The organism is Salibacterium lacus, from assembly GCF_042684865.1.
In the GTDB taxonomy this organism is placed as follows: domain Bacteria; phylum Bacillota; class Bacilli; order Bacillales; family Marinococcaceae; genus Salibacterium; species Salibacterium lacus.
The window spans coordinates 825,033-850,633 of the sequence record NZ_JBHUML010000002.1; the positions used below are offsets into that span (position 1 = coordinate 825,033).

Annotated in this window: 27 protein-coding genes; 2 read left to right on the top strand and 25 right to left on the bottom strand. The window is 49.1% G+C overall.

The annotated features are described in order from the left end of the window. Positions 1-92 precede the first annotated feature (92 nt). The 9 genes from trmD to smc all read right to left on the bottom strand — a co-directional run bounded on the left by trmD (position 93) and on the right by smc (position 8,944). On the bottom strand, positions 93-815 hold the full coding sequence (gene trmD / locus ACFSUB_RS05060; RefSeq protein ID WP_380713177.1) for a tRNA (guanosine(37)-N1)-methyltransferase TrmD: 723 nt from the start codon (positions 813-815) through the stop codon (positions 93-95). Further along, positions 815-1,336 (bottom strand): ribosome maturation factor RimM, encoded by a 522-nt coding sequence (gene rimM / locus ACFSUB_RS05065; protein ID WP_380713178.1) that lies wholly within the window; start codon positions 1,334-1,336, stop codon positions 815-817. Before rimM ends, trmD begins: the two co-directional genes overlap by 1 nt. Beyond that, the gene (locus tag ACFSUB_RS05070) at positions 1,317-1,736 is read right to left on the bottom strand and encodes a YlqD family protein (protein WP_380712102.1); all 420 of its coding nucleotides are present in this window, start codon (positions 1,734-1,736) and stop codon (positions 1,317-1,319) included. Before ACFSUB_RS05070 ends, rimM begins: the two co-directional genes overlap by 20 nt. A gap of 176 nt (positions 1,737-1,912) precedes the next feature. Then, positions 1,913-2,143, bottom strand: coding sequence for a KH domain-containing protein (locus ACFSUB_RS05075; RefSeq protein ID WP_380712103.1), 231 nt, complete (start codon positions 2,141-2,143; stop codon positions 1,913-1,915). A gap of 45 nt (positions 2,144-2,188) precedes the next feature. Then, the gene (rpsP, locus tag ACFSUB_RS05080; RefSeq protein WP_090927878.1) at positions 2,189-2,461 is read right to left on the bottom strand and encodes a 30S ribosomal protein S16; all 273 of its coding nucleotides are present in this window, start codon (positions 2,459-2,461) and stop codon (positions 2,189-2,191) included. A 79-nt stretch (positions 2,462-2,540) separates the two neighbouring features. Continuing rightward, complete coding sequence (ffh, locus tag ACFSUB_RS05085; RefSeq protein WP_380712105.1) at positions 2,541-3,893, bottom strand: signal recognition particle protein; 1,353 nt, start codon at positions 3,891-3,893, stop codon at positions 2,541-2,543. After that, on the bottom strand, positions 3,893-4,240 hold the full coding sequence (locus ACFSUB_RS05090) for a putative DNA-binding protein (RefSeq protein WP_380712107.1): 348 nt from the start codon (positions 4,238-4,240) through the stop codon (positions 3,893-3,895). The genes ffh and ACFSUB_RS05090 overlap by 1 nt, the downstream gene beginning before the upstream one ends. Positions 4,241-4,325: 85 nt before the next feature. Further along, complete coding sequence (ftsY, locus tag ACFSUB_RS05095) at positions 4,326-5,321, bottom strand: signal recognition particle-docking protein FtsY (RefSeq protein WP_380712109.1); 996 nt, start codon at positions 5,319-5,321, stop codon at positions 4,326-4,328. 50 nt (positions 5,322-5,371) lie between these two features. Next, on the bottom strand, positions 5,372-8,944 hold the full coding sequence (gene smc, locus ACFSUB_RS05100; protein ID WP_380712110.1) for a chromosome segregation protein SMC: 3,573 nt from the start codon (positions 8,942-8,944) through the stop codon (positions 5,372-5,374). Positions 8,945-9,136: 192 nt separating this feature from the next. Here smc and ACFSUB_RS05105 point away from each other — a divergent pair, with 192 nt between their 5' ends. After that, on the top strand, positions 9,137-9,361 hold the full coding sequence (locus tag ACFSUB_RS05105; protein WP_380712111.1) for a DUF1128 domain-containing protein: 225 nt from the start codon (positions 9,137-9,139) through the stop codon (positions 9,359-9,361). A 36-nt stretch (positions 9,362-9,397) separates the two neighbouring features. On the opposite strand, the gene rnc is transcribed toward ACFSUB_RS05105, so the two are convergent. From rnc to ACFSUB_RS05155, 10 genes are all read right to left on the bottom strand, one after another. After that, positions 9,398-10,180, bottom strand: coding sequence for a ribonuclease III (gene rnc, locus ACFSUB_RS05110; protein WP_380712112.1), 783 nt, complete (start codon positions 10,178-10,180; stop codon positions 9,398-9,400). A gap of 93 nt (positions 10,181-10,273) precedes the next feature. Next, positions 10,274-10,510: an acyl carrier protein gene (gene acpP / locus ACFSUB_RS05115; RefSeq protein WP_090927864.1), complete on the bottom strand. Its 237-nt coding sequence runs from the start codon at positions 10,508-10,510 to the stop codon at positions 10,274-10,276. A gap of 84 nt (positions 10,511-10,594) precedes the next feature. Further along, positions 10,595-11,338, bottom strand: coding sequence for a 3-oxoacyl-[acyl-carrier-protein] reductase (gene fabG / locus ACFSUB_RS05120; RefSeq protein ID WP_380712113.1), 744 nt, complete (start codon positions 11,336-11,338; stop codon positions 10,595-10,597). A gap of 12 nt (positions 11,339-11,350) precedes the next feature. Then, the gene (gene fabD / locus ACFSUB_RS05125) at positions 11,351-12,289 is read right to left on the bottom strand and encodes an ACP S-malonyltransferase (RefSeq protein ID WP_380712114.1); all 939 of its coding nucleotides are present in this window, start codon (positions 12,287-12,289) and stop codon (positions 11,351-11,353) included. Next, positions 12,282-13,283 carry a phosphate acyltransferase PlsX gene (gene plsX / locus ACFSUB_RS05130; protein ID WP_380712115.1) on the bottom strand — a complete coding sequence of 334 codons (1,002 nt, stop codon included), beginning with the start codon at positions 13,281-13,283 and terminating at the stop codon, positions 12,282-12,284. Before plsX ends, fabD begins: the two co-directional genes overlap by 8 nt. A gap of 27 nt (positions 13,284-13,310) precedes the next feature. Then, positions 13,311-13,823: a transcription factor FapR gene (gene fapR / locus ACFSUB_RS05135; RefSeq protein WP_380713179.1), complete on the bottom strand. Its 513-nt coding sequence runs from the start codon at positions 13,821-13,823 to the stop codon at positions 13,311-13,313. Between the two features lie 115 nt (positions 13,824-13,938). Further along, positions 13,939-15,984, bottom strand: a complete 2,046-nt coding sequence (recG, locus tag ACFSUB_RS05140; protein ID WP_380713180.1) for an ATP-dependent DNA helicase RecG — start codon at positions 15,982-15,984, stop codon at positions 13,939-13,941. A 143-nt stretch (positions 15,985-16,127) separates the two neighbouring features. Continuing rightward, a complete protein-coding gene (locus ACFSUB_RS05145) occupies positions 16,128-16,979 on the bottom strand; it encodes a DegV family protein (protein WP_380712116.1) in 852 nt (283 codons plus the stop codon). Between the two features lie 44 nt (positions 16,980-17,023). Continuing rightward, complete coding sequence (locus ACFSUB_RS05150) at positions 17,024-18,709, bottom strand: DAK2 domain-containing protein (protein WP_380712117.1); 1,686 nt, start codon at positions 18,707-18,709, stop codon at positions 17,024-17,026. Positions 18,710-18,729: 20 nt separating this feature from the next. Continuing rightward, positions 18,730-19,098, bottom strand: coding sequence for an Asp23/Gls24 family envelope stress response protein (locus tag ACFSUB_RS05155; protein ID WP_090927849.1), 369 nt, complete (start codon positions 19,096-19,098; stop codon positions 18,730-18,732). A 271-nt stretch (positions 19,099-19,369) separates the two neighbouring features. Here ACFSUB_RS05155 and rpmB point away from each other — a divergent pair, with 271 nt between their 5' ends. Beyond that, the gene (gene rpmB, locus ACFSUB_RS05160) at positions 19,370-19,558 is read left to right on the top strand and encodes a 50S ribosomal protein L28 (protein WP_380712118.1); all 189 of its coding nucleotides are present in this window, start codon (positions 19,370-19,372) and stop codon (positions 19,556-19,558) included. A gap of 97 nt (positions 19,559-19,655) precedes the next feature. Here rpmB and spoVM read toward each other — a convergent pair whose 3' ends face one another. From spoVM to rlmN, 6 genes are all read right to left on the bottom strand, one after another. Continuing rightward, complete coding sequence (gene spoVM / locus ACFSUB_RS05165) at positions 19,656-19,772, bottom strand: stage V sporulation protein SpoVM (protein ID WP_380712119.1); 117 nt, start codon at positions 19,770-19,772, stop codon at positions 19,656-19,658. A gap of 434 nt (positions 19,773-20,206) precedes the next feature. Further along, on the bottom strand, positions 20,207-20,857 hold the full coding sequence (gene rpe, locus ACFSUB_RS05170) for a ribulose-phosphate 3-epimerase (protein ID WP_380712120.1): 651 nt from the start codon (positions 20,855-20,857) through the stop codon (positions 20,207-20,209). Positions 20,858-20,859: 2 nt separating this feature from the next. Continuing rightward, positions 20,860-21,738, bottom strand: a complete 879-nt coding sequence (gene rsgA, locus ACFSUB_RS05175) for a ribosome small subunit-dependent GTPase A (RefSeq protein ID WP_380712121.1) — start codon at positions 21,736-21,738, stop codon at positions 20,860-20,862. Between the two features lie 16 nt (positions 21,739-21,754). Beyond that, on the bottom strand, positions 21,755-23,734 hold the full coding sequence (pknB, locus tag ACFSUB_RS05180; protein WP_380712122.1) for a Stk1 family PASTA domain-containing Ser/Thr kinase: 1,980 nt from the start codon (positions 23,732-23,734) through the stop codon (positions 21,755-21,757). Then, positions 23,735-24,487, bottom strand: a complete 753-nt coding sequence (locus tag ACFSUB_RS05185) for a Stp1/IreP family PP2C-type Ser/Thr phosphatase (RefSeq protein ID WP_380712123.1) — start codon at positions 24,485-24,487, stop codon at positions 23,735-23,737. A gap of 8 nt (positions 24,488-24,495) precedes the next feature. Continuing rightward, a complete protein-coding gene (rlmN, locus tag ACFSUB_RS05190; protein WP_380712124.1) occupies positions 24,496-25,581 on the bottom strand; it encodes a 23S rRNA (adenine(2503)-C(2))-methyltransferase RlmN in 1,086 nt (361 codons plus the stop codon). Between the last annotated feature and the right edge of the window lie 20 nt (positions 25,582-25,601).

Below are 25,601 nucleotides of genomic sequence, written 5' to 3' on the forward strand. Positions count from 1 at the left end.
CTCGAATGCTCATGCCGTGCCGGCCGGCAGCGGAACATCGTAGTAAGCGGCTTTCACCACAAATTATATCCTATCACAGCGAAAGTTCCTGTTCAACGGTTTTTTTCGTCTTCTTTCCGGAAAGAATGCAGATCGTTTCTCTCCAGCAGATCAGGGCGTCTTTCCCGTGTTCTGTGCAGTGCCTGCTCCCGGCGCCACGTTTCAATGTTTTTGTGATGCCCGGACAATAGCACATCCGGTACTTTCAACCCCCTGAAATCGGCAGGTCTGGTGTAATGAGGGTGCTCAAGCAGAGGTTCGGAAAAGGAATCCGCCGCCGCTGATTCGTTGTTTCCAAGCACCCCGGGAAGAAGCCGCGTGACGCTGTCGGCCAGGGCCATGGCACCAAGCTCCCCGCCCGTCATGATAAAATCACCGATGGAGTACTCATCGGTAACCAGATGCGTGCGTATCCGCTCATCGTACCCCTCATAATGACCGCATATAAAAATCAGCTGTTCCTCCCCAGCCAGATCTTCTGCATCTTTCTGGGTAAAAGGTGCTCCCTGCGGACAGAGCAGAATAATCCGCGCTGTTTTCTCCCGTTTCTCTCCGGCAAAAGCAGCTGCATCAAAAACCGGCTGCGGTGTGAGAACCATCCCAGCCCCTCCGCCGTAAGGGTAATCATCCGTTTTGCGATGCTTATTCTCTGAAAAATCACGGATGTTATGAACGTGATAAGATACAGCCTGCTTCTCCTGAGCCTGTTTCAGCATGGACGACTGGAGAACACCTGGGAACATGTCGGGAAAAAGCGTTAAAAAATCCATTCTCATCACGGCAGCAGACCCTCCATCACATGAATGATAACGGTTTTTTCCTTCACGTCCACCCGTTTGACAATATCATCAATGTAAGGAATGAGAATATCACTGCCGCCTCCGGCCGCCTCAACCACCCAGACGTCGTTGGCCCCCGGCGACTGCACTTCTTTTACCTCACCGAGGAACGTTCCTTCCTCCGCGTAAACCCGGCAGCCGATGATTTCATAGTAATAAAATTCATCTTCGTGAAGTTCTGTGAGTTCTGTCTCGGGTATTTGAAGTACAGCATCCCGCCAGGTTTCGGCCTCTTCCACAGAGGAAATTTCCTCCACCGTCAGAAGCCGGTGCTGCTTATGCCGGCGGGAATGCGACACGGTAACCGGCATGCGTTCCATGCTGCCTTTTGAAAGGTAGAGGATCATTCCCTGAGCAAACCGTTCTTCTTCAAAGTCGGTAATGGGATATACTTTCCATTCTCCTTTTATTCCATGGGTGTTTACAATTTTTCCAACATTAAACCATTCCATTCTCATCATCCGATCTTTTATTCCTTATCTGTGTAACGATACCGTCCTGAATGATGATCTCCTGATTCTGGGACGGCCATTCATCTCCTTCGGCCACCTCTTCGATTACATCCACTTCTTTGGATCCTATCTCGGTTCCCAGAGGCAGTTGTTCAAGTTGTGACAGCTGAAATTCAGAACGCTGCTTTTTTTCTTTCCGTTTTTCGATTTCCTTATCATATCGATCTTTGATTTCTGTTTTCTTCCATCCGGTATCTGCAGATTTCGATTGTTTCTGCATCTGAAACCGGAGCTGTTCTATTTCTTTGTTGAGCTGCTTTTGATCCCGGTGAAAATCAGAAATCATGGTTTCCCGCATTTTCTCCGTCAGTACGTGTTTTACAGCGGCCTTTTTTATGATGCGCATGATTCACCTCGGTTGGGAACAAATGATGAAGCGGCCTGCATCCGGATAGTAAAGAAACCGGTCTCCTGCCGGCCGCCCGCTTCTGCAGAAAAAGCGCAAGCGTCCTGAACAGCCGGTATTGTACTCCGTTCAATCTTTTTAAAAAAGGCAAGGATCCGCAATCCCTGCCTTTTTTCCTATTCGATAATATCCAATCGAACGCGCTCCTGTTGATGGGAAGCACCGGCCTGCAGAATGGAGCGCATGGCATTAGCCGTTCCACCCTGCTTTCCGATCACTTTTCCCATGTCACTTTCGTGCACCGTTAATGTCAGAACGAGAATTTCTCCTTCCCGGCGCTCTGTTACTTCCATCTCATCCGGAAAGTCAACGAGCGGACGGGCCATTGTTTGAACCAATTGTTTCACAGATTTTCCCGCCTTTCTCCATAATCGGGCAGCAGACAGCGCTTTTTACTTTCCGTTTTTCTCGTTATGAAGACGCTCCATCAGGCCTTCTCTTGAAAAGAGGTTCCGGACTGTATCGGAAGGCTGAGCGCCGTCGAGCATCCACTGAACAGCTTTTTCACCGTTGATGCTGACCTCTGCCGGGTCCTTAAGTGGATTGTACGTTCCGATTTCTTCAATAAAACGGCCGTCGCGCGGAGCGCGGGAATCGGCCACTACGAGACGATAAAATGGTGATTTTTTTGCTCCCATACGTTTAAGTCTGATTTTAACTGCCATTTGCAGTCACCTCCAAATATTTTTAACACAATAAATCATTATAATAGGACTGAAATTCCCTGTAAAGGGTTTTTCCTTTTCACTGTAGAAAAGGAAGCTGCATTCCGCCTTTACCCTTTTTCTTGCCTTTTTGATTACCGCCGGTCATCTGTTTCATCATCTTCTTCATGTCCTCAAACTGTTTAAGCAGACGATTGACATCCTGGATCGTTGTACCGCTGCCTTTTGCAATGCGGCGCTTTCTGCTTGCATTCATTACAGATGGATTTTCTTTCTCATGGGTTGTCATGGAACGGACGATTGCTTCCACCCGTCCGATCTGACTTTCATCCACCTGAATATTTTTCATGGCCTTTTTGTTTGCACCGGGCATCATCTGCAGCAAATCATCAAGAGGTCCCATGTTACGCACCTGCTCCAGCTGTTCCAGAAAATCATCGAAAGTGAGGTCGGCTGACTTCATCTTTTTCTGGAGTTCCTTGGCGCGTTCATCGTCCACACTGGTTTCTGCTTTTTCAATCAGGGAGAGCATGTCCCCCATTCCCAGAATACGGGATGCCATGCGTTCCGGGTGGAATACATCGATTTCATCTATCTTTTCGCCTGTTCCGGCAAATTTAATCGGAACGCCGGTTACTTCCCGGACAGAAAGAGCAGCACCGCCGCGGGTATCGCCGTCCAGTTTGGTGAGAATGGCTCCTGTCACCCCAAGCTGTTCATGGAAGCTTTCCGCTACATTCACGGCGTCCTGCCCTGTCATGGAATCAATAACGAGCAGAATCTCTTCGGGCTGAACCGCTTCTCTTACCTGCTGCAGTTCATCCATCAGTTCTTCATCCACGTGCAGACGACCCGCGGTGTCGATCAGCACATAATCGCAGTTTGCTTCCTTCGCCTCTTCCACCGCACCTTTTGCAATGTCTACAGGCGATGCTTCCGTCCCTTTGGAATAGACGGGCATGTCCAGCTGTTTCCCAAGTGTTTCGAGCTGGTCAATCGCAGCCGGACGATAGATATCAGCCGCGGCCAGGAGCGGTTTGCGGTTGTGATGCTTCCGGAGGTGGTTGGCCACTTTGGCCACTGTCGTTGTTTTCCCGGCACCCTGAAGGCCGGCGAGCATAACAACGGTAGGAGGCTTACGCGACGCTGCGATTTTACTTTCTTCCCCGCCCATAAGAGTCGTCAGCTCTTCATTGACGACCTTGATTACCTGCTGGCCGGGAGTCAGGCTTTTCATCACTTCCTGTCCTACCGCACGTTCTTTTACATCATTTACAAATTTTTTGACGACCTTGAAGTTTACGTCCGCTTCCAGGAGGGCCAGACGCACTTCCCGCATCATTTCTTTGACGTCGGCCTCCGATACTTTTCCACGTCCCTTCATCTTATCGAACGTGGACTGGAGTCGTTCCGCCAACCCTTCAAACGCCATTACATCGCCCCCTCCTCCTCGAGTTTTTCCAGCGCCTCTATCGCATCCAGCATCTCTTGGGAAGGAGAAGCGTGGCTGCCGGCATACTGCCGGAGCTCCCGGTAAAAGGACATCCGCCGCTCATATTTACGATAGAGACCAAGCTTTTCCTCATATTCTTCCAGCATGACTTCGGTTCGTTTGATATTATCATACACCGCCTGGCGGCTCACATCATATCGTTCCGAAATTTCGCCGAGCGAATAATCATCCAGATAATAGAGCTCCAGGTATTTTTGCTGTTTTGCCGTTAACAAGGGTTGATAAAAGTCAAACAATGCGTTCATCCGCACCGTTTTTTCCAGCATAAGTCCCACCCTTTTGTTAAGCCTGTATCCTTCACATACACACATAAGCCTACTAAAGACTTTTTGTGCTGTCAAGACAAAACCTTTACGATGATTCTTCCGCCTGCTCCTCTACAAGTTCGCGGAAAAGCCCGTATACGAACTGTTCGGCGTCAAACGGCTGCATATCATCCATTTTTTCCCCGAGTCCCACCAGCTTCACCGGAATATCAAGTTCGTTCCGAATCGCCAGGACAATACCGCCTTTGGCAGTGCCATCCAGTTTTGTAAGCGCAATTCCGCTTACATCCGTTGCTTCCTGGAATGTCTTCGCCTGGCTCATGGCATTCTGTCCGGTTGTAGCATCAAGCACGAGCAGTACTTCATGCGGGGCACCCGGTATTTCGCGTGAAATAACACGTTTCACTTTTTCCAGTTCTTTCATAAGATTGACTTTGTTCTGCAGTCTGCCCGCGGTATCACACAATAATACGTCTGCGTTTCTGGAACGGGCGGACTGGATGGCATCGTACATCACCGCTGCAGGGTCCGATCCGGCCTGCTGTTTTACAACGTCCACACCAACCCGCTCACCCCAAACGTCCAGCTGCTCAATGGCACCGGCACGGAACGTATCACCGGCAGCCATTACTACTTTTTTTCCTTCTTCTTTAAAAGAGTGGGCCATCTTCCCGATGGTTGTTGTTTTGCCGACGCCGTTCACGCCGACAAACAAAATCACGGTCATCTCATCCTGCTGCATGTTCAAAGAAGCATCGCCGCCGGTTCTATCCAGCTTGTCAGCCAGTTTCTCGGTGATAAGCGGCGCTATGTTTCTCGAATCCTTGATGTTGCGCCGTCTGGCTTCTTCTTTTAGTTCATCGATCAGTTCCATCACGGTCGATACACCCGCATCCGCTCCGATCAGAATCTCTTCCAGTTCTTCGAAAAATTCCTCATCAACCGTTCTGTACTGCGCAAATAATTCATTCATCTGCTCGGCAAAGGAATCTCTCGTTTTTGTCAGTCCTTCTTTGAATTTTTCCGTTACAGTGTCTGTCTGCTGCGTTACTTTGTTTTTAAGTTTTTCAAAAAATCCCATAGCTGTGCCTGCAGTATTCTGCAGATTCTACCTCCTTTTGTCCTTTGCAATTATGGTGCAGCGGATTCCACCAATTCACCGGCTTCTTCCATTTTGACCGATACCATTCTCGATACCCCTGACTCTTCCATCGTAATGCCGTACAGCACATCTGCTTCTTCCATCGTCGCTTTGCGGTGGCTGATCACAATGAACTGGGTGGTTTCACTGAACGTGCGCAGGTATTTGGCAAAACGGGACAGATTTGCTTCATCCAGCGCTGCTTCCACTTCATCGAGCACACAGAAGGGGACGGGTTTTTCTTTGACTATTGAAAAAAGCAGAGCGATGGCGGTCAACGCCTTTTCCCCTCCCGACAGGAGCGACAGGTTCTGACGTTTCTTTCCCGGCGGACGTGCGGCAATATCTACACCGGTATGAAGAAGATGGTCGGGATCTGTGAGCTCAAGATCAGCTTCGCCTCCGCCGAACAGTTCCTGAAACGTGTAGCGGAAATGGTAACGTATCGCTTCAAACGTTTCGGAAAACCGACGTTTCATTTCGTCATCCATTTCCTGTATCACTTCTTTGAGCGAATTCCTGGCCTGCTGCAGGTCTTCCTGCTGTTCCTGGAGAAACGTAACACGTTCGTGCACCCGCTCATATTCATCAATCGCTCCAAGGTTGACGTTCCCCAGTTCATCGATTCCCATTTTCACCAGTTTGATCCGTTTGCGGGTTTCTTCGAGATCTTCGGTCAGAGGGTATCGATCTCTTGCCCGTTCAAAACTTATTTCATAGTTTTCCTGCAGATGTTCAAGCCTTGTATCGAGTTCTACATCCAGACGGTTCAGCTCAATCTGGTGATCCTGCAGTTCCTGTTGTTTTTCGCTGCGGTCATGGTTCAGCTGCTGGATGCGTGATTTCCGCTGCTGTGCATCGTCGCCTGCTTCCACTCTGTCCCGGCGCAGCCGTGCCATCTCGTTGGAAAGTGATTCTTTTTCCCCTCGCAGCTTTTCGATGCCGGTTTCCACATCTTCGTCCCCCTCCATGGAAGACATCTGCTCTTCAAGCACAGCTATATCATGTTCCAGCTTTTCCAACTGGGCGGATTCTTCCTCCCACTGTTTTTTTAAACGCTTTTCCTCTGTTTCGTCATTAGCAGCAGATTCTTTGGCCCCGGCTAATTTAACTTTAATGTCTGTTTCCTGTTCTTTCAGCTGCTCCAGCTTTTCACCGCGCTCTTTTTCCTGTTTTTCCAGTTGTTCAATCTGCTCATCGAGCACCCGCAGCTTTTCTGCAACACTCTCTTTATTTTCCATCAACACTTTTTCACGGGATTGCAGGCGCTCCTGCTCATCTTCCAGAGAAGAGGACTCTTTATCGTACATCGACAGCTTGGAGTTGGCTTTTTCAAGGTCCGCCTCAGCTCCGGTCAGCTCTTCTTTGGCCTTTTCAAGTGCATCTCTTGCTTCTTCTCCACGCCTGCGGCTTTCTTCCAGCTCCGCCGCTGTTTCATCCCGGTTCTGCTTTTCCCTCCTTACTTTTCCTTCCAGTGTTTCGGTCTTAGCCTGCATGTCCTGATGCTTTTCTCTCAGCTCTTCCAGTTCGTTCTGCCTGGCAAGAATCTGACTGCTGTTTTTGCCTGTGCTGCCGCCGGTCATCGAACCACCGGGATTAACAACATTACCATCAAGGGTCACAATGCGCACCTTATATCCGGTAAGGCGGGCCATCTGGTTCGCTGCTTCAAGCGATTCAGCCAGAACAACCTGTCCCAGAAGGTGGTCGATGATATGCCGGTAGGCTTCATCTACATGTACAGCCTCGGAAGCAGTCGTTATAAATCCATCGGCAGACTGCAGTTTGTTCTGAAAATCAGAAGATAAGCGGCGCGGGCGGATAACTTCTGCCGGAAGGATGGTTGCCCTTCCTTTCTGCCGTGTTTTCAGGAGCTGTATCGCTTTTCTTGCGTCTTCTTCCGTCTTTGTGACGACGTTCTGAAGTGCTCCGCCAAGCGCTGTTTCCACCGCCAGCGTATATGATTTCGGTACATCAATAAGTTCTGCCACTGCGCCCACGACACCGGTCAATGTGTCTTTCCCGGCCTTTAATACTTCCCTTACTCCCTGGTAAAAACCGGAATAGTCTGCTTCCATTTCTTCAAGCACATGAATTCTGGAACGCGTCTGGTCCACATGGCGGTAGGCTTCATACAGTTTCTGTTCGAGCCGTTCAACCGATTCACTTTGTTCTTTCCATGTTTCCTGCAGTTGTTTCCACGTTTCTTTTTCCTGTTCATGATCTCCTGCCGCATTGTCTTTTTTCACGCGGGCGTTTTCCACGAGCTTTTCAGCCTGACTGCGTTCTTTTACATACTCCTGATTTTCTTGTGCCAGGGATCCGTGTTTGTGCTGCAGCTGCTTTTTCTGCTCTTCAAGGTATTTCTCTTCGTTACGCACGGCTGCCTGCTCGTTCAACCGCTCAATGTATTCGCTTTTTAGTGATTCAATTTCTTCCCGGCGGCTTTCCTTGTATGTCTTCCATTCTTCCTGAATGGATGTATAATTCTGTTCCAGCGACTGATAGCGGCGGGTGCTTTCTTTCATGATACGAACCTGGTTTTCCCATTCTTTTCGGGATTGTTCCCTTTTCTCTCTTAACTCCCGGCAGCGTTTTTCCCACTCTTCTTTTTTTTCGCCGGCGTTCTTCCCCCGTTCTTCAAGCACCCGTCTGCGTCCTTCTTCTTTTTCGAGACGTTCGCTGACGTTGACAAGATCGTTTTGAATCCGGCTGATGGTGTCATCAATCTCTTCTGCTTTTTTTTCAGCTTCCGATCGTTTTTGTTCCTGCTCATTGACGAGACTGTCCGTCTTCTTCTGCTGCTCCTCAAGATGGCCGATGGTGTCCTGAAGCGTACTCCATCTTTGATGCTTCTGCTGTATTTCAGCCGCAGTCAGAGCGATGTCCTTCTCTTCAAGCTCTTCTTTTTTTGCCAGATAGTCCTTCGCCATCGATGCCTGTTCTTTCAGCGGTTCCACCTGATTTTCGAGTTCATGCAGAATGTCTTCCACCCGGTTCAGGTTATCTTCTGTTTCATTTAACTTCTTTTCCGCCTGGTTTTTGCGCTGCTTGTATTTGGATACTCCTGCCGCTTCTTCAAAAATGGCGCGCCGTTCCTCCGGTTTACTGGAGAGTACTTCTTCCACCCGGCCCTGCCCGATGATGGAAAAAGCTTCTTTCCCCATTCCAGAATCCATAAACAGCTCCACAATATCCTTTCGCCGGCAGGACTGCCGGTTGATTAAATATTCACTGTCCCCGGTACGGTATAATTTCCGGGTGACGCTGACCTCATGGTATTCAAGATCCAGATACTGATCATCATTCTCCAGTACGAGCGTGACTTCGGATACGTTCATCGGCTTTCTTGTGTCACTGCCGGCAAAAATGATATCTTCCATCTTTGCTCCCCGCAGGGAGCGGGCCGACTGTTCGCCAAGTACCCAGCGGATGGCGTCGGACACATTGCTTTTCCCGCTTCCATTAGGCCCCACAACTGCGTTTACACCGGGTACAAACTCTATGTTCATCGCTTCGGCAAACGATTTGAATCCTTTAATTTCTATTCGTTTGAGGAACATCGTATCAGGTGTCCTCCTCCTGGTTGTCATCATTCTTTGAGTTCCTTTCATAACAGGAAAAGAACACTTTCCTATTTTACCATAATACGAAAGTGTGCATAAGGTTCGTCAAAAGGTATTTGCTCTTTTTCCAATGAATCGATACAATAAAATGAGCAGCATACAACCACAACATAGAAGGGGGAGGATCTTTTGGGTCTTGAACAGCCGACAGAAGAAAACCTTAACTTTATGGTGGATGAAATCGGAAAAAAACTGCAGGTTGTGAATGCTTCCGCATTCGAACCGGGCAATTTTGATATCAGCCACTATGACGAGATAAAAGAAATGTATGATATGATTGAATCCAAAAAAAACGTAAGCGTCAGTGAAATGGACGCGATCATCTCCGAACTCGGCCGTATTAAAAAAACCTAAAAAAAGGGCTGTCCCACGTATCTGGGGCAGCCTTTTTCAGTCTTCTTTCTTTTTATCCGGATCCAGTCTGGAGAGAGCCTGCTGGGCAGCGTGTTGTTCCGCTTCTTTTTTCGAACGGCCTCTTCCTTCACCTAAAAAGTCTTCATTCAGATAGACAGCCGAAATGAACTCTCTGCTGTGAGCCGGACCGATCTCGTTTTTAATTTCATAATGAATCGTTCCGTGCCTATCTTTTTGCAGATGTTCCTGAAGCTGGCTTTTAAAATCCATCATATGCGAAAAAGCACCGTCGTCGATTTTGGGATACACCGTCTGTTCCAAAAAAGTGTACACGGCGTCCATTCCCTGATCGAGATACAGGGCTCCGGTGAATGCTTCAAATACGTCCGCAAGGAGAGCCGGGCGGTTGCGCCCACCAGTCATCTCTTCTCCTTTGCCGAGAAAGACAAGTTCGCCGAATGCCAGCTCTTCGGCCAAATTGGCAAGTGATGCCTCACAGACAATAGCGGCACGTAATTTCGTCATTTCCCCCTCACTCATCGTGGAAAATCGTTTAAACAGATGCTGCGATACCGACAATTCAAGCACCGCATCTCCTAAAAATTCCAGTCGTTCGTTGTCATAGACCGAACGAATCCGATGCTCATTCACATAGGATGAATGGGTGAAAGCCTGAATAAGCAGTTTCTCATCCGAAAAAGTCAAACCAAGACGTTCCAGTGTCTGGTAAAGATTCCGGCGGTGTTTTTCCGTCAACACCAGTTTCTTTGTTTTCTTTGAACGGGATCCATGGTTCTTTTTGTCTGTACTCTGTCCCATATCGTCCTCCGTTTAATCGATCCTTGCCTTACCGGCTGCAAAGCCATGGAGCCGCTTTTCCAAAGTTTTTTTCAGCGGCTCCGGCTGTGCCGCTTATTGCTGACCATCTATGTAGTTCACAACATCAGCAACACTTACAATTTTCTCCGCTTCTTCATCGGAAATCTCCAGATCAAACTCATCTTCCAGTTCCATGACAAGCTCGACCACATCCAGGGAGTCAGCTCCAAGATCGTCTTTAAATGAAGCTTCCCGGGTGATATCTGATTCTTCTACATCCAGACGTTCAGCTACAATCTTTTTGACACGCTCCAACGTGTTTTCGGCCATTTTCTTCACCTCCTTTAAATAATTGATGCCTGCCGCCATTATAGAAGATAACATACAAAAATGCCATCTTACAGACAGGAAAGATTAATGCATAATCATTCCGCCATCGATCTGCAGGGTCTGACCGGTAATATAATCAGCATCCGCCGATGCCAGAAAACGTACAGCCCGTGCCACTTCTGCGGCTTCGCCGAGCCTTCCGAGAGGAATGTTCTGAAGCAGCGACTCCTGTGTTGTGTCATCCAGCTGTTCGGTCATTTCTGTTTCAATAAAGCCCGGGGCCACAGCGTTCACCTGGATATTGCGGGGAGCAAATTCTTTTGCCAGACTTTTCGTCAGGCCGAGAACTCCTGCTTTTGCCGCTGAATAATTGGCCTGCCCTGCATTGCCCATCACACCGACTACGGATGAAACATTGACAATTTTTCCGGAACGTTGTTTCATCATCTGCCGGGACGCTCCCTTGGCACAATGATAGACGCCTTTTAGATTCGTATCAAGCACAGCATCCCAGTCCTCTTCTTTCATACGCATCAAAAGGTTATCACGCGTGATACCGGCGTTGTTAATCAGAATATCCAGCTGTCCGAATTGTTCGGTCACTTTTTTTATCATCGCTTTCACATCTTCTTCAACAGCGACATCCGCCTGAACAGAAAAAGCTTTCACTCCCTGATCTCTGCACGCCGCAGCGACCTCTTCTGCCTTCTGGGCACTGCCGGAATAATTGATGGCAACGTCAGCACCACTGGAAGCAAGTTCCAGGGCTATGGCTTTGCCGATACCTCTGGAAGCACCGGTCACCAGGGCGGTTTTTCCTTTAAGCATGTTGTTTCCTCCTTATGTTAAAGCTGCTGCTGTTTTTTCAACAGACTCCGGATCCTGCGCGGAATAAACGTTTACTCCTCTGCGCTGCACCCGGCGCACAAGCCCGCCGAGAACATTCCCCGGACCTGCTTCGATGAATGTATCCACTCCAAGCTCCAGCAGACGGCGTATTGTATCCTCCCAGTACACAGGCGACGTTACCTGTTCGATGACATGCTGTTTCAACTGAGCCGGATCGGTTTCTTCCATGGCATTGACGTTGGACAGAACCGGAAATGCCGGTTCGGAGAAGGTGATCGGTTCGATGGCACTCGTTAGTTTTTCCTGCGCCGGTTCCATCATCCGGGAATGAAAAGGTCCGCTTACTTCAAGGCTGATCACGCGTTTTGCATTTTCCTGCTGTGCCATTTCCTCCGCTTTCGCGACAGCGTCTTTGTCTCCGGAAATAACGATCTGGCCGGGGGCGTTAAGATTGGCCGCCTGTACGATGCCGCCGGCAGAAGAAATCTCCGAACAGATTCGTTCCACTGTTTCCCTTTCCAGTCCCATAACAGCTGACATGGTACCATCCCCTGCCGGAACGGCTTCTTCCATGAAAAGCCCCCGCTGTTTCACGATACGAAGGGCGTTTTCGTAAGATATGACCCCCGCGGCCGTGAGTGCTGTATATTCCCCGAGACTGTGTCCGGCAGCAAAATCAGCCTTTATCCCTTTTTGCTTCAATGCCTCAAGCGAAGCCATTTCTGCCGTTAATAACGCCGGCTGGGCATTTTCTGTTTTCTTCAGCTCATCTTCCGGTCCTGCAAACATCAAACCCGAAAGCGGATAATCAAGAATGCGATCCGCTTCATCTATCAGCGCTTTTATATCGTTGTTTTGTTCATAGAATGCTTTCGCCATGCCGGGGTGCTGGGAACCCTGCCCCGGAAAAAGGAACGCAGTTTTACCCATTTTTCCATTCCTCCTGATGCTTGACTTCCTTTTTCATAATATCTGTTACTTGTTCATTCACCATCTGCCGTGCCTGGCGTATAGCATGGAAAACAGCCGTGTGGTCTGAGGACCCATGCGCTTTAATGACTGGAGCATTCAGCCCGAACAGCCCTGCTCCGCCGTAATGCGAGTAACTCATTTTATCCTTGATATTACTGAAACTCGAGCGGAGCATGCCGGCTGCAAGTTTATTTGACCAGGTACTCGTTAATTCTTTCTTTAAAAGGGAAAATAACGACCCGGCTGTTCCCTCAATTGATTTTAAAATCAGGTTGCCGGAGAATCCGTCACAAACCGCTACATCACAGACACCTTCAAGCAGGTCGCGCGCCTCGACGTTCCCGACAAAATGGAGAGGAGCCTGTTCCAGAAGCTCATAGGCTTCTTTGGACAGTTCGTTGCCTTTGCCTTTTTCGGTGCCGATATTCACGAGCCCGACGCGTGGCTGGTTGACTTTCTTCACCATTTCCATGTAAGCCGATCCCATAAATGCATTCTGCAGAAGATGTTCTGCCCTGGAATCGACGTTCGCTCCAACATCAAGAAGCAGAAATCCTTCCCCGTCCAGAGTCGGCAGCATGGGCGCAAGCGCCGGCCGTTCAATGCCTTCAATACGGCCGACATGGAGCAGTCCTGCTGTCATGAGTGCCCCCGTGTTCCCGGAAGATATGCACGCATCAGCCCGTCCTTCCCGGACTTCCCGGAGAGCGAGCACCATCGACGCATTTTTCTTTTTACGCACCGCTTTGGTCGGCGTATCCTCCGGCTCTATTTTCTCATCGGTATGGAGAACGGAAATACGCTTCGTTTTTGTTAAATGCTCATTAATCTGTTCTTCATGACCTGCGAGTATGATTTCCACATCGTCGAATGCCCGTTCTGCTGCCATAGCACCGGCAACGTGCGCTTTTGGGGAATAGTCCCCTCCCATTGCATCGATGACAATTTTCATGAACATTGTCTCCTTTTTCACTTATACTCAGCGGTGGGAACGATACATGATAAACTCACCTTTAAAAACAGGCTCCTGCTGAACACTGCTCGTCACTTCCACCCACGTTTTATGACCTTTTGAGCGGGTAACGACTGCTCTTGCGGCAACCCGTTCCCCTTCCTTCACCTGCCGGCTGAAATCAACCGACGCCTTCGTTGTCAACGCCAATTCGTCGTTAATGATCGCAACCGCAAGGGAATTAGCCTGCGCGAACAAATAGTGGCCTCTTGCGATCTTTGTTCTTGAAAAAACATGGTCCTTTGTAATATCGAGAATCGAAATCGCTTCTTTATCGAGCCTGAGATCAACGATTTCGCCGATCACTTCCTCCAAAGGCAGAGCCTGTACTTCATCAAGCCTTTCCCTGGCAACATGTTTGATCCGTTCCCTTAATTCCGGGATGGAAAGTTCCAGCCGGTCCAGTCTGATCGTCTGGACACTCACCTCAAAATGTACGGCCAGCGATTCATCTGTCAGGAACGGGTCTGTCTCGAGCATCTGCTTTAACTGCCGCTGCCGTTCTTTTTTATTTTGTTTCACTCCTACACCATCCGCTTCTATGACTAGGTACTAAGAGTAGTATATAATTCCAGTCTTTCTTTTTCAAGCATGTTTAATCAAGTTTGGTCCCATCCAGGATGCCGCTCTCCTCGAGTATAGAGCGAAGTCCGGCATACTGCTGGTCATTCCAGAACGACCGGCTCTGGATTAACGAGGCTGCATCACGGCGGGCGGTTTCAAGTGCTCTGTAGTCATGAACAACATCAGCGATTTTAAAATCCGGCATCCCGCTCTGTTTTCTGCCGAAGAAATCACCCGGCCCCCGCAGTTCCAGGTCCTTTTCCGAAAGCGTAAATCCGTCTTCGGTTTCCTGCATAATCCGCATTCGTTCCTGACCGTTCTCGCCTTTTGGATCTGCCATCAACACGCAGTAGGACTGGTACTCCCCTCGCCCGATGCGGCCCCGGAGCTGATGAAGCTGGGACAGACCGAACCGGTCGGCGTCATAGATAAGCATGACAGACGCATTCGGCACGTTGACACCGACTTCCACCACAGTCGTCGATACAAGCACCTGTATCTCGTTTGCGGCAAAGGCCTGCATGACCTGCTCTTTTTCCTCAGAAGACAGACGTCCGTGCATCAATCCGACATGACAGGAATCAAGAAACTGCTGGAGCTGGGCGTGAACATCGATCGCATTCTGAACATCAAGCATGTCCGATTCTTCAATGAGCGGACAGATAACATAGGCCTGCCGCCCTTCCTTCACCTGCTTATCGATAAACCTTAGAATCCGTTCAAGCATACCATGCTTCACCCAGTATGTCTGGATTGGTTTTCGCCCCGCCGGCAGTTCATCGATGGAGGAAACGTCCATATCGCCGAATACAGAAATGGCAAGCGTCCTTGGGATCGGCGTCGCGGTCATAAACAGCACATCCGGCTCATGCCCTTTATCCCGCAGAATTCTACGCTGCTCCACTCCGAAACGGTGCTGTTCATCTGTAATCACAAGCCCAAGGTTTTTAAAATGGACATCTTCCTGAATTAAGGCATGCGTGCCGACTACAATGTCGGCTTCTCCTTCGTATATGGCCGTATTGCGCTCCCGTCGTTTGCGGCCCTTAACCGATCCTGTCAACAAAACGACGCTCAATCCGGTCTGTGCATACAACTGCCGCAGGCCATCGGCATGCTGTTCTGCCAGTATTTCCGTGGGAACCATAAGCGCCGACTGCCCTCCGGCAAGGTGACAGCCATACATCGCAGCAGCAGCCACAACGGTTTTGCCGGAACCTACGTCGCCCTGGAGAAGTCTGTTCATTTTTAATGAATCCTGCATATCTTTTGTGATTTCATCAATCACCCGGCGCTGGGCACCTGTAAGCGGAAACGGCAGTGTCTGCAGAAATGTTTCCACTTCCGCTTTCTTGAATTCATGAGTGTTTCCGGCCGAAGCCAATCGTTCCTGTCTTTTGAATGTCTGCATTTTCAATTGAAACGTCAGGAGTTCTTCATATACAAAACGGCGCCTTGCCTGCTTCAGCTTCTCTTTATCGGCCGGCATATGAATCATGTGAAATGCTTCACTTCGGGCCGGGAGACGGTAAGAGGAAAGCAGGGTCTCCGGCAGTAATTCCTCCACATCATTTCCAAAAGCCTGAAGAGCCTGCTGTATCCACTGCGTGAGCTTCTTCACGGTTATGCTGCCTCCGACGGAATATACAGGCTGCAGCTGCCTTGACGGATCCGGACTTCCCCACTGAACGTCCTGAACGGTTATCGTCAGTTTGTATTTGTCCCACTTGCCGGTCAAGGTGAGCATATCACCGCTGTTCATTCTGCTTTTCAGGAAAGCTCTATTAAAGAAGACGGCGGTGACAAGAATATTTTCAACCAGAATACGAACGCTCAATCTTGATTTTTTTCTTCCGTAATACCGCACAGCCGGTTCCGACTGAATCATGCCGGCTATCGTCGCACGGTCGCCGTGGCGGAGTTTTTCCACCGGCTCCACTTCCATATTTTCATAACGGTAAGGAAAATGATGCAGGAGATCATAGATAGTTGACAGTCCAAGCTGCTGCAGCTCCTTTTCCTTTTCTTCCCCGATACCGTGAAGAACGCCGGCCGGCTGTTCCAGTTTCTCATCCATTGTCTTCATGCGGGAAGCTCCGGGTTGTGAAACAGTTCATCGTACATGCTGATTCATGCATGCGGCTTCCCCCTTTCCTGTATATATCCTGTCTAAAAAAAGAAGACTGTCCCGGTTCCGCTTTTCCCGGTCAGTCCTTCCGTTTATTCCGCCGGAGTTACTGCCACCGAAATGGTTCCTCTGCCCGTATGCGAGCCGATGACCGCTCCTATTTTCGTCAACGTCGATGAACGGCTGTTGAGTACACTTTCTGCGGCCTGCAGCAGTTCATTGCCACTATCTTTTGCATCAGCATGAGATACTCCAATATGAACCGGACGTTCTCCGTACTGCTGCTCAAGTGCCTCCTGAATCACCGCAACCGCCTTCTTCTTTCCGCGGGCTTTACGGTAAGGGTACACCTCTCCGTCTCCGTTCAAACTCAGGACAGGTTTCATTTTCAGAAGCGATCCTATCAAAGCGGAGGCTTTGCCGATTCTTCCGTTTTTCTGAAGGTATTCAAGCGTATCAACGAGAAAATATACACTCGTTTCCTTTTTATATTCTTCCAGTCTTTTTCTGCATTCGTCGATACCCGCCCCGTCTGCGGCAAGCTTTGCTGCCTCGACAACGAGAATACCTACCGCATAGGAAGCTTTCAGCGAGTCCACAACCTCTACGTTCACTTCCTCTTTCACCGAGTCTGCAGCCAGGACTGCCGATTGTACGGTGCCGCTCATGGCAGAGGAGAGATGGATGGAAAGAATCGATATATCCTCTCCGGCTTTTTCGCGGATCCGCTGATACATCGTTTCAAATTCATAAGGAGTCGGCTGTGAAGTGGCGGGTACGTTATTCATCATATCAAGCTTGTTATAGAACGCTTCCGGCGTTAAATTCACTCCATCCTGATACGTTTCGTTTTCTATCATTACTTTCAGCGGAATAACCGTGATCTGGTATTTCTGAAGCAGTTCCGCTGGTATATCCGCGGTGCTGTCCGTTACGATTTTCACTTTTCCCACCCGTCATCCCTGCCTTTTTTGTGTAGTATCAGCGGCTATTCCACGGCTATGATATAGGAATAAAGCGGTTGACCGCCGTCGTGAATTTCGAGTTCCACATCCGGATACGTCTCGTCCACAAACGAAGAAACGGCCTCTTCCACCGCCTCTGTTCCACCTTCGCCGCGGATCAGCGTGACAATTTCAGTTTCTTTGTTTAAGAGTTCCTGTAAAAGATTTATCGTTACCGTTTCAAGGTCCGGTCCTGCTGTTGCAATATCTTTTTCAACGATTCCCATGTAATCGCCTTTATTGATGTGAAGACCGCCCATTTTTGTTTCTCTTACAGCATACGTAACCTGACCGCTTGTTACCTCGCTTAAAGCCTGCTTCATTGCTGTTTCATTGTCCTCCGGAGAAGCGTCCTCTGAAAACGCAAACATTGCACTCAGACCCTGTGGTATCGTTTTAGCCGGAATAACCCGGACATGTTTCCCCGACACTTCTGCTGCCTGTTCCGCCGACATGACGATATTGCCGTTATTCGGAAGAATGAAAATCGTTTCAGCTTCCACTTTCGTCACAGCGTTTAAAATATCTTCCGTGCTTGGGTTCATCGTCTGTCCGCCAGCGACCACTTCCTGGGCACCGAGACCGCGGAATAACGCCTGAACGCCCTCTCCTGCGGCAATGGTGACAAACCCAAACGGTGCAGGAGGTGCTCCGGCAGGGGCATCTGCTTCTTCCGGTTCCGGATTTTCTTCTTCCCGGCCTCCGTGCAATTCCTCATACTGCTCTCTCATGTTATCGATCTTAACATGAAGAAGACTGCCGTACCGCTGTGCTTTTGACAACACTTCGCCGGGATACTCGGCATGTATATGTACTTTTATAAGATCGTCGTCACTGACAACCAGAAGTGAATCCCCCCAGCGGGTCATTTCCTGCTTAAAGGCGTTCTCATTAAAAGATTGTCCGGCTTCATTTTCCTTATTCAACTTCACCATCAGTTCCGTGCAGTACCCGTACTCTATCTCTTCTGAGGATAAATGAGACTGAGCATTCTGATGATGCTCCACCTTGACGAGCTCATCCATCGGCGGGTTGTTCGCTGTGTCGTGCTGCGATGTGATGCCGGAAAGCGACTGCATCATGCCTTGATAAATATAAACGAGTCCCTGACCACCGGAATCCACAACACCGACTTCTTTGAGTACCGGCAGCAACTCCGGGGTTTTCTCCAGCGAGACTTCAGCATTTTGGCACACCGCTTCCATCCAGCCGGCGGGACTGCCGCTGTTATGAGCGGGTTCTGTATCCGCTGCATCTTTTGCTACGGTTAAAATCGTTCCCTCAACAGGTTTCATCACCGCTTTATAGGCGGTGTCCACCCCTTCCTGAAGAGCCTTTTTTAAATCTTCGACTGTCAGGGTCTCTTTTTTCTCCACTGATTTTGAGAAACCACGGAACAGCTGTGACAAAATAACTCCCGAATTTCCCCGTGCACCCATCAGCAGACCTTTGGAAAAAGTCTTTGCCACGTTACCGGCGTGATGTTTTTCTTTTTGATCAACCTCTCTCACACCGGATGTGATGGTAAGGTTCATGTTCGTGCCGGTATCCCCGTCGGGTACAGGAAACACGTTCAAGGCATCCACCTTTTTTACATTGGCACCGAGAACAGCAGCCCCTTCCCGAAACATCGAGGCCAGCTGTTCTCCATTTACTTTCCTGTCCGTCAACGTCTTCTCCTCCTCACTTCCTAAGCCTGGTTCGAAGTTACTCTTACACCCTGAACGTATACATTTACCGAGTCCACGGTCAAACCGAGCATCTGCTGAAGCTGATACTTCACCTTTGACTGGACGTTGTATGCCACTTCAGAGATTTTGATTCCGTAACTCACAATAATATACATATCTATATGAATGCCGTCTTCCAGTTCACGGATCAATACGCCGCGTGAAAAATTGTCTTTTCCGAGCATCTCCGATAGTCCGTCTTTAATCTGTTTCTGGGAAGCCATGCCGATGATGCCGTAACAGTCCACTGCAGCCCCTCCTGCAATAGTGGAAACCACTTCCCTGGAAACATCAATGGAACCAAGCTGAGAATTCATTTCAATTGTCATAGCAGAGCCTCCCTTTCGTACACCTTCTCTAAGCTAAGGTTATTTTACTATACTCCTTCCTTTTTTGAAAGGAGAAGAAGAAGAGTGCCGATGCTGTGCCTGTATGCGGCCGGTAATTCATGGCCCCCTTTGTGAACCTTACAGCAGCTGCGGCCTCCTCCCTTCCAGGATGTAATCTTTCATTGCACAGCTGAATTCCTTGTGCTAGAATGTAAAAGTATGAATGACATTGTGCACAGCAACACCGAAGATGATAAGGAGGTGCATGTCCATGGCCCGCAAATGTAGTGTAACAGGAAAAGGTCCGAAAACAGGACACAATCGTTCACACGCCAACAACGCCACGAAACGGCGCTGGGGTGCGAACGTTCAGAAGGTACGTATCATGGTCGATGGAAAGCCAAAGCGTGTGTATGTTTCCGCCCGTGCTCTTAAATCCGGCAAAGTACAACGCGTATAATTGACTCATATAACGCAGTTTTAAAAGAAACGGGATGCCTGGCAAAGGTCACCCCGTTTTTTTATACATCTTTTTAGTTTACATAATAATATTATTGTTAATCTTTCTTGATAGTGCCAATGACAGCGCGTACGAATCCTCCCAGAAATCCCGGCAGTTTGATCGTATAGAATTTCATGATAAACTCCTCCTCATTCAGTGATGATTGCGGCACGCGCCGCATCGTCCGTCACGGGTCCGGTTGACTCCTTTCCATGCTGAACCGCTCCGCTTTTCAAACATTCTTTTATATGTATATTCAACAAAGGGCAAATAGTACATAGAATTTCATAAAAAAATTCTGTATCAGCCACTCAGCGTAATATCATTATTTTCTGTGAGCTTTATTTCCAAGATTCATGCACCTTTCATTCAGCTGCCTTTATTCATGAATGATTCGTTCTTTGTTTTTCTCATTAAAAAAAGACGGGGACAAAGCCATTGATAGATCACAAATGGAGACTGTATCAGGCGTTCACAACCAGTCAAAAAGCACCCCGCTGATGCAGCCGGGCATGCGCTGCAGGCGGACACTTTCCGCTCCTGCCCATGATTCCATTCTCTTTATCCAAAAAAGGAGCTGTACCTTTTGATACAGCCCCATCAGTTTCAGGATCCATTTCGAACAGCTTCCACCGCTGCTTTTCTGTTTTGTTTTTTAAAGACAGCAGAGCCGGCGACAAGGACGTCTGCCCCTGCTTCCCGGCAGAGGGGTGCCGTTTGTTCATCAACCCCGCCGTCCACCTCCAGCTCTGCGTCATATCCGGCGGCATCAAGCATGCTTCTCAATTCTGCAAGCTTCGGCAGTACTTCTTCAATGAAAGCCTGCCCTCCAAAGCCTGGATTCACGGTCATCAACAAAATCAGATCCACATTTTTCAGGACGTGCTGAACAGCTGACAGTGGTGTTGCAGGATTAAGCACGACACCTGCTTTCATCTGATGCTCGTGAATCAGTTCAATCGTGCGGTGCAGATGAGGACACGCCTCGGCATGAACAGACAAAATATCGGCCCCTGCCCGGGCAAAGTCTTCAACGTAACGCTCCGGCTTTTCGATCATCAGATGGACATCGAGCGGAAGGGACGTGTGAGGACGAATGGATGATACAACAAACGGCCCCATCGTAATGTTCGGGACAAAATGGCCGTCCATCACGTCTACATGAATATAATCGCCCCCTGCCTGCTCTGCATCTTCAATTTCTTCTTTCATACGGGAGACATCTGCTGCAAGAATCGATGGCGCTACTTTTGTCATGATTAATACCTCCGTCGCTGTGCGAGTTCTTCAAAAAACTGAGTATAGTGCTCATATCTGAAAGACGCAATGTCCCCGTCTTCCACAGCCTGCTTAACAGCGCATCCTGGTTCTTTCCGATGCGTGCATCCCCTGAATTTACAGGATGGCATCCGTTCTTTCATTTCGGGAAAACAGATATCCAGATCTTCTTCGTCCAGTTGTTCAAATTCAAGGGAGCTGAACCCCGGAGTATCGGCAATGAATCCATTTCTGCAGGGAATCAGCTGTAAGTGTTTGGTCGTATGTTTACCCCGTCCGAGCCGCTCTGACACTTCAGCCGTCTCCAGATGAAGAGAAGGAATGATCAGGTTCAAAAGGGTCGTTTTACCGACACCTGACTCTCCGGTTACCATGCTGACACGGTCACTGATGTAATCCTGAAGCTTCTGTACCCCGGCTTCTGTTATGCCTGATACAAGATGAAACGAATACCCCATCTTTTCATACGTTTTCTGATAGTATGTGAGCTCCTGCTGAAGATCCTCACCCGCCAGATCTTCTTTATTGACAATGATGACCGGGTAAATGTCCAACGCTTCCATATGAACAAGAAATCGATCCAGCATAGCAGTCGAAAATGAAGGCTGCCGGGCTGAAAAAATGATAAACGCCTGATCAATGTTAGCTGCAGGCGGCCGGGTCAGCTCATTTTTTCTGTCCCTGATCTGAAGCAGGTACCCTTCTTCTTTATTTGGTGCATCGTATTCCACCATATCTCCGACCAGTGGTTTGATCTTTTTTTTGCGGAATAGTCCTCTTGCTCTGCATTGATAGATGTCACCCTGGTCGTAGATGTAATAGAATCCGCTGACCGCTTTCACTATTAAACCTTCTGCCATATTTCCTCCTGTCCTCTTATTCCCCGTAGGAAAAGCTGTTGGACTGTACCTCTTCATTATCGACATACAACGTGTACGTTCCGTCGGTCTGTGGTGTTACTTCAAGCGGAACCCGGTAGGTTTTTGTTTCTGCGATCGTTTCTTCAGCGAAAATGGTCGGCCCGCTCGTCCCGGCATCTTCGTAAACGATGCGGATACTGTATTCCCTGCCCTGCTCCTGATCTTCTTGTGAGACTTCAACCGGAATAACGGCCTCTACCTGTTCCGACGGCGTTTCCTGCTGTGCTTCCGGTTCTTCCTGCGGACCTTTTGAAATGACAAATGTAATGGTTTCTCCTTCGGTCACCATCGAATAAGGGGCCGGTGACTGTTCTATAACATTTCCCTCTTCGACTGATTCAGAGAACTGTGTTTCAAACGTCCCCTCAAGATTAGAGGTTTCCAGATAACTTTCCGCTGCTTCACGGGATTCCCCCTGCAGATTCTGCAAAGAAAATTCTCGTTCTGTGCTGTACGTCAATTCAACCGTTGTATCCCGGGGAACAACGTTTTCTTCTGCCTCCGGATTCTGTTCAATAATTTGATCCGGCGGGTATTCTGAGGTCTGGGAAGGACTGAACTCCACCCCGGCGTAATCGCTCAGCATCTCTTCCGCCCGGTCGCGGGACACTCCGTTTAAATCCGGCATACTCTCTGCCTGAGGCCCGCTGCTCACGTAAAGCTGTACGGCACTGTCTTCTTTTACGGTGGATCCGGCCCCGGGTTCCTGGCTGATGACATGACCCTGTTCCACTTCGTCATCTGCCACACTTTGTGTCTCTCCGTTCAAACGGGCGTTTTCAAGCTCCTGAACGGCTTCTTCTTCGCTCATATCTCTTACATCCGGAACATCGACATCATCTGCCATCAGTAAATCCGGCAAAATGGTGAAAGCGGCGATGACGGCGCCGAAACAGAGCAGAAACAGAAGCATCATAATCTTCCACCAGCTCTTTTTTTTCTTTTTAGGAGCCGCTGGGTTGTCTGACTGCTTGTCTCCTCCGTTTCCAACTGCGCCGGTGCGTGCCTGAATCGTTGCGCCCTCATCCCCGTTTTCGTCTTTTATGGCAGGTACAGCTTTCGTTGCATCTTCATCCACCGGCAGTACGAGAGGGGCTTCATTTCTTCTCTCGTGATTCAGTGCCGTCTGCAGATCCTGCTGCATCTGTGAAATATCGGTGTAGCGGTCTTCCATTTTTTTTGCCGTTGCCCTGATGATGACATTTTCAATACTCTGCGGAAGGCCGGGTCGGTCTTCCGACGGAGACGGCAGGGGTTCCTGAAGGTGTTTCAGGGCAATTCCTACAGCTGAATCGCCTGTATAGGGCAGTGTGCCGGTTACCATTTCATACAGTACAACCCCAAGCGAGTAAATGTCTGACTGGGCCGTGATGGCCCCCCCTTTAGCCTGTTCCGGGGACATATAATGCACAGATCCCATTACCGAGTTGGTGTGGGTGATGGTAGCCGCTGAAGAGGCACGAGCAATTCCAAAATCTGTTACTTTCGCCTCCCCTTCCTCGTTCAACAGAATGTTATGCGGTTTGATGTCCCGGTGAACAATCTGGTTGGCATGGGCATGACGGATAGCATCAAGAACCTGCCCCATAAGACGGACAGCCTGTTCAAGGGGGAGAGGCCCTGTCTGTTGAATTTTTTCCTTTAATGTGACACCGTCTATATGTTCCATCACGATATAGTACAGTTGCTCTTCTTCGCCGACATCATAAATATTGACGATATTAGGGTGGGCAAGGCTGGTAGCAGCCTGTGCCTCCCGGTAAAAACGGCGGATAAATTCCTGGTCATCATTATACTGCGGCTGCAGCACCTTCACTGCCACCGGGCGCTCAAGAATCGAATCTTTGCCCCGGTACACATGAGCCATGCCTCCCCCGCCTATCATCTCCAGGATGTCATAACGTTCACTGATTCTCCTCCCGATAAGGCTGCTCAATTACTCCACCTCTTTCTCCAGAGAAGACTGTAAAATCACGGCTAGTGTTATATTGTCTTCTCCCCCTCGTTCCTTGGCTGTATGTATGAGCGAGAGAGCCCGCTCATGTAAGGAACCCGGAGCTTGAAGATGTTCATGAATCTTTTCAGCTTCCAGTTTATTGGTCAAACCATCGGAACAGAGCAGCAGACCCTCTCCAGTCTGCCACTGGAGCGACACTGTCTCAATATTTACATCCGGCTCCGTGCCGACCGCACGCATCAAAACATTTTTGCGGGGATGCTCTTTCGCTTCCTCTTCGGTCAACTGCCCCTTCTGTTTCAGCTCATTAACCAAAGAATGGTCTTCTGTCATCAGATTCAGTTCATGTTCTGATATGTGATAGGCACGGCTGTCACCGACATGAGCAATGACCGTATAAGAACGCATGCAGACCGCAGCAACGATTGTCGTGCCCATCCCCGCCATTTTCTGATCAGAAGCTGCCTGGTCATACACGCGCCGGTTGACATGCCGGATCTGTTCTTCAAGCCAGTGCCCGGCCTCCTCCACAGAAAAGGAATGGTGGATGGGTTCCCAGAAAGAGCGCAGCAGATTCACGGTCATGCTGCTGGCAACATCCCCTGCCTGATGCCCCCCCATTCCATCTGCCACAACAGCCAGATAATCGCCGGCTTCATTAATGAAAATACCACCGTCATCCTCGTTGTGTTCCCGAACTTTTCCTGTATCCGTTACATACACATTATTCACCGGGGGTCTCACCTCGTTTCTTCTGCACGTTCATTAGCACGCAGCTGGCCGCAGGCTGCATCAATATCATGGCCCTGCTCACGGCGGATTGTCACGTTTACACCTCGTTCTCTAAGTGTCCGTTCAAATTCAAAAATGTCATTTCTCGTCGTCCGCACGTAATCCCGTTCCGGAACGTCATTAACCGGGATAAGGTTGACGTGGCATTTCAATCCTTTAATCAGATCAGCCAGTTCTTCGGCGTGTTCCACCTGATCATTCACGCCGCCGAAAAGACCGTATTCAAACGTGACACGGCGGTTCGTTTTTTCCTGATAATAATGGATGGATTCCATCAGCTTTTCAACAGGCCACGCCCGGTTGACCGGCATGAGCCGCCCTCTTATTTCAGAATTAGGTGCGTGCAGGGAAACGGCGAAATTAATCTGAAGCTGTTCATCGGCAAAATCGTAGATTCTTGGTACCATACCGCTCGTTGACAGCGTAATATGGCGGGCGCCGATATTCAGGCCGTTATCGTGATTGATAATCTTCAGGAAAGAAATGACTTCATCATAATTATCAAAAGGTTCGCCGATTCCCATAAGAACGATGGAGTCCACCCGCTCTCCAATCTTATCCAGGTCCTTTTGGATTTCCATAATCTGAGCTGTAATTTCGCCTGCTTCCACATTGCGTTTCAGTCCGCCCAGAGAAGAAGCGCAGAACGTACAGCCGAGACGACAGCCGACCTGTGATGTCACACAGACACTGTTTCCGTAGTCATGTTTCATCATGACCGTTTCAATCGTATAGCCGTCTTTGAGTTCAAACAGATACTTCACTGTTCCATCCACCGATTCCTGATGGGTCACTTCCTTCAAAACAGTAATGGAAAATGTTTCGCTCAGATTATTGCGGAGACTCTTCGATAAGTTGGTCATTTCTTCAAATGAAGTCACTCTCATTTGGTACAGCCAGTAAAAGATCTGCTGGGCGCGATACGATGGTTCCCCCTGTTCCTCCAGCCATTCCTGGAGCTCTGTGTATTCCAGGGAATAAATGGACGGCAGACCGACGCTTTCGGCCGCCACTTTTGTTTTTAATGCTTCCATGGTGTAGTACACCCTTTCTA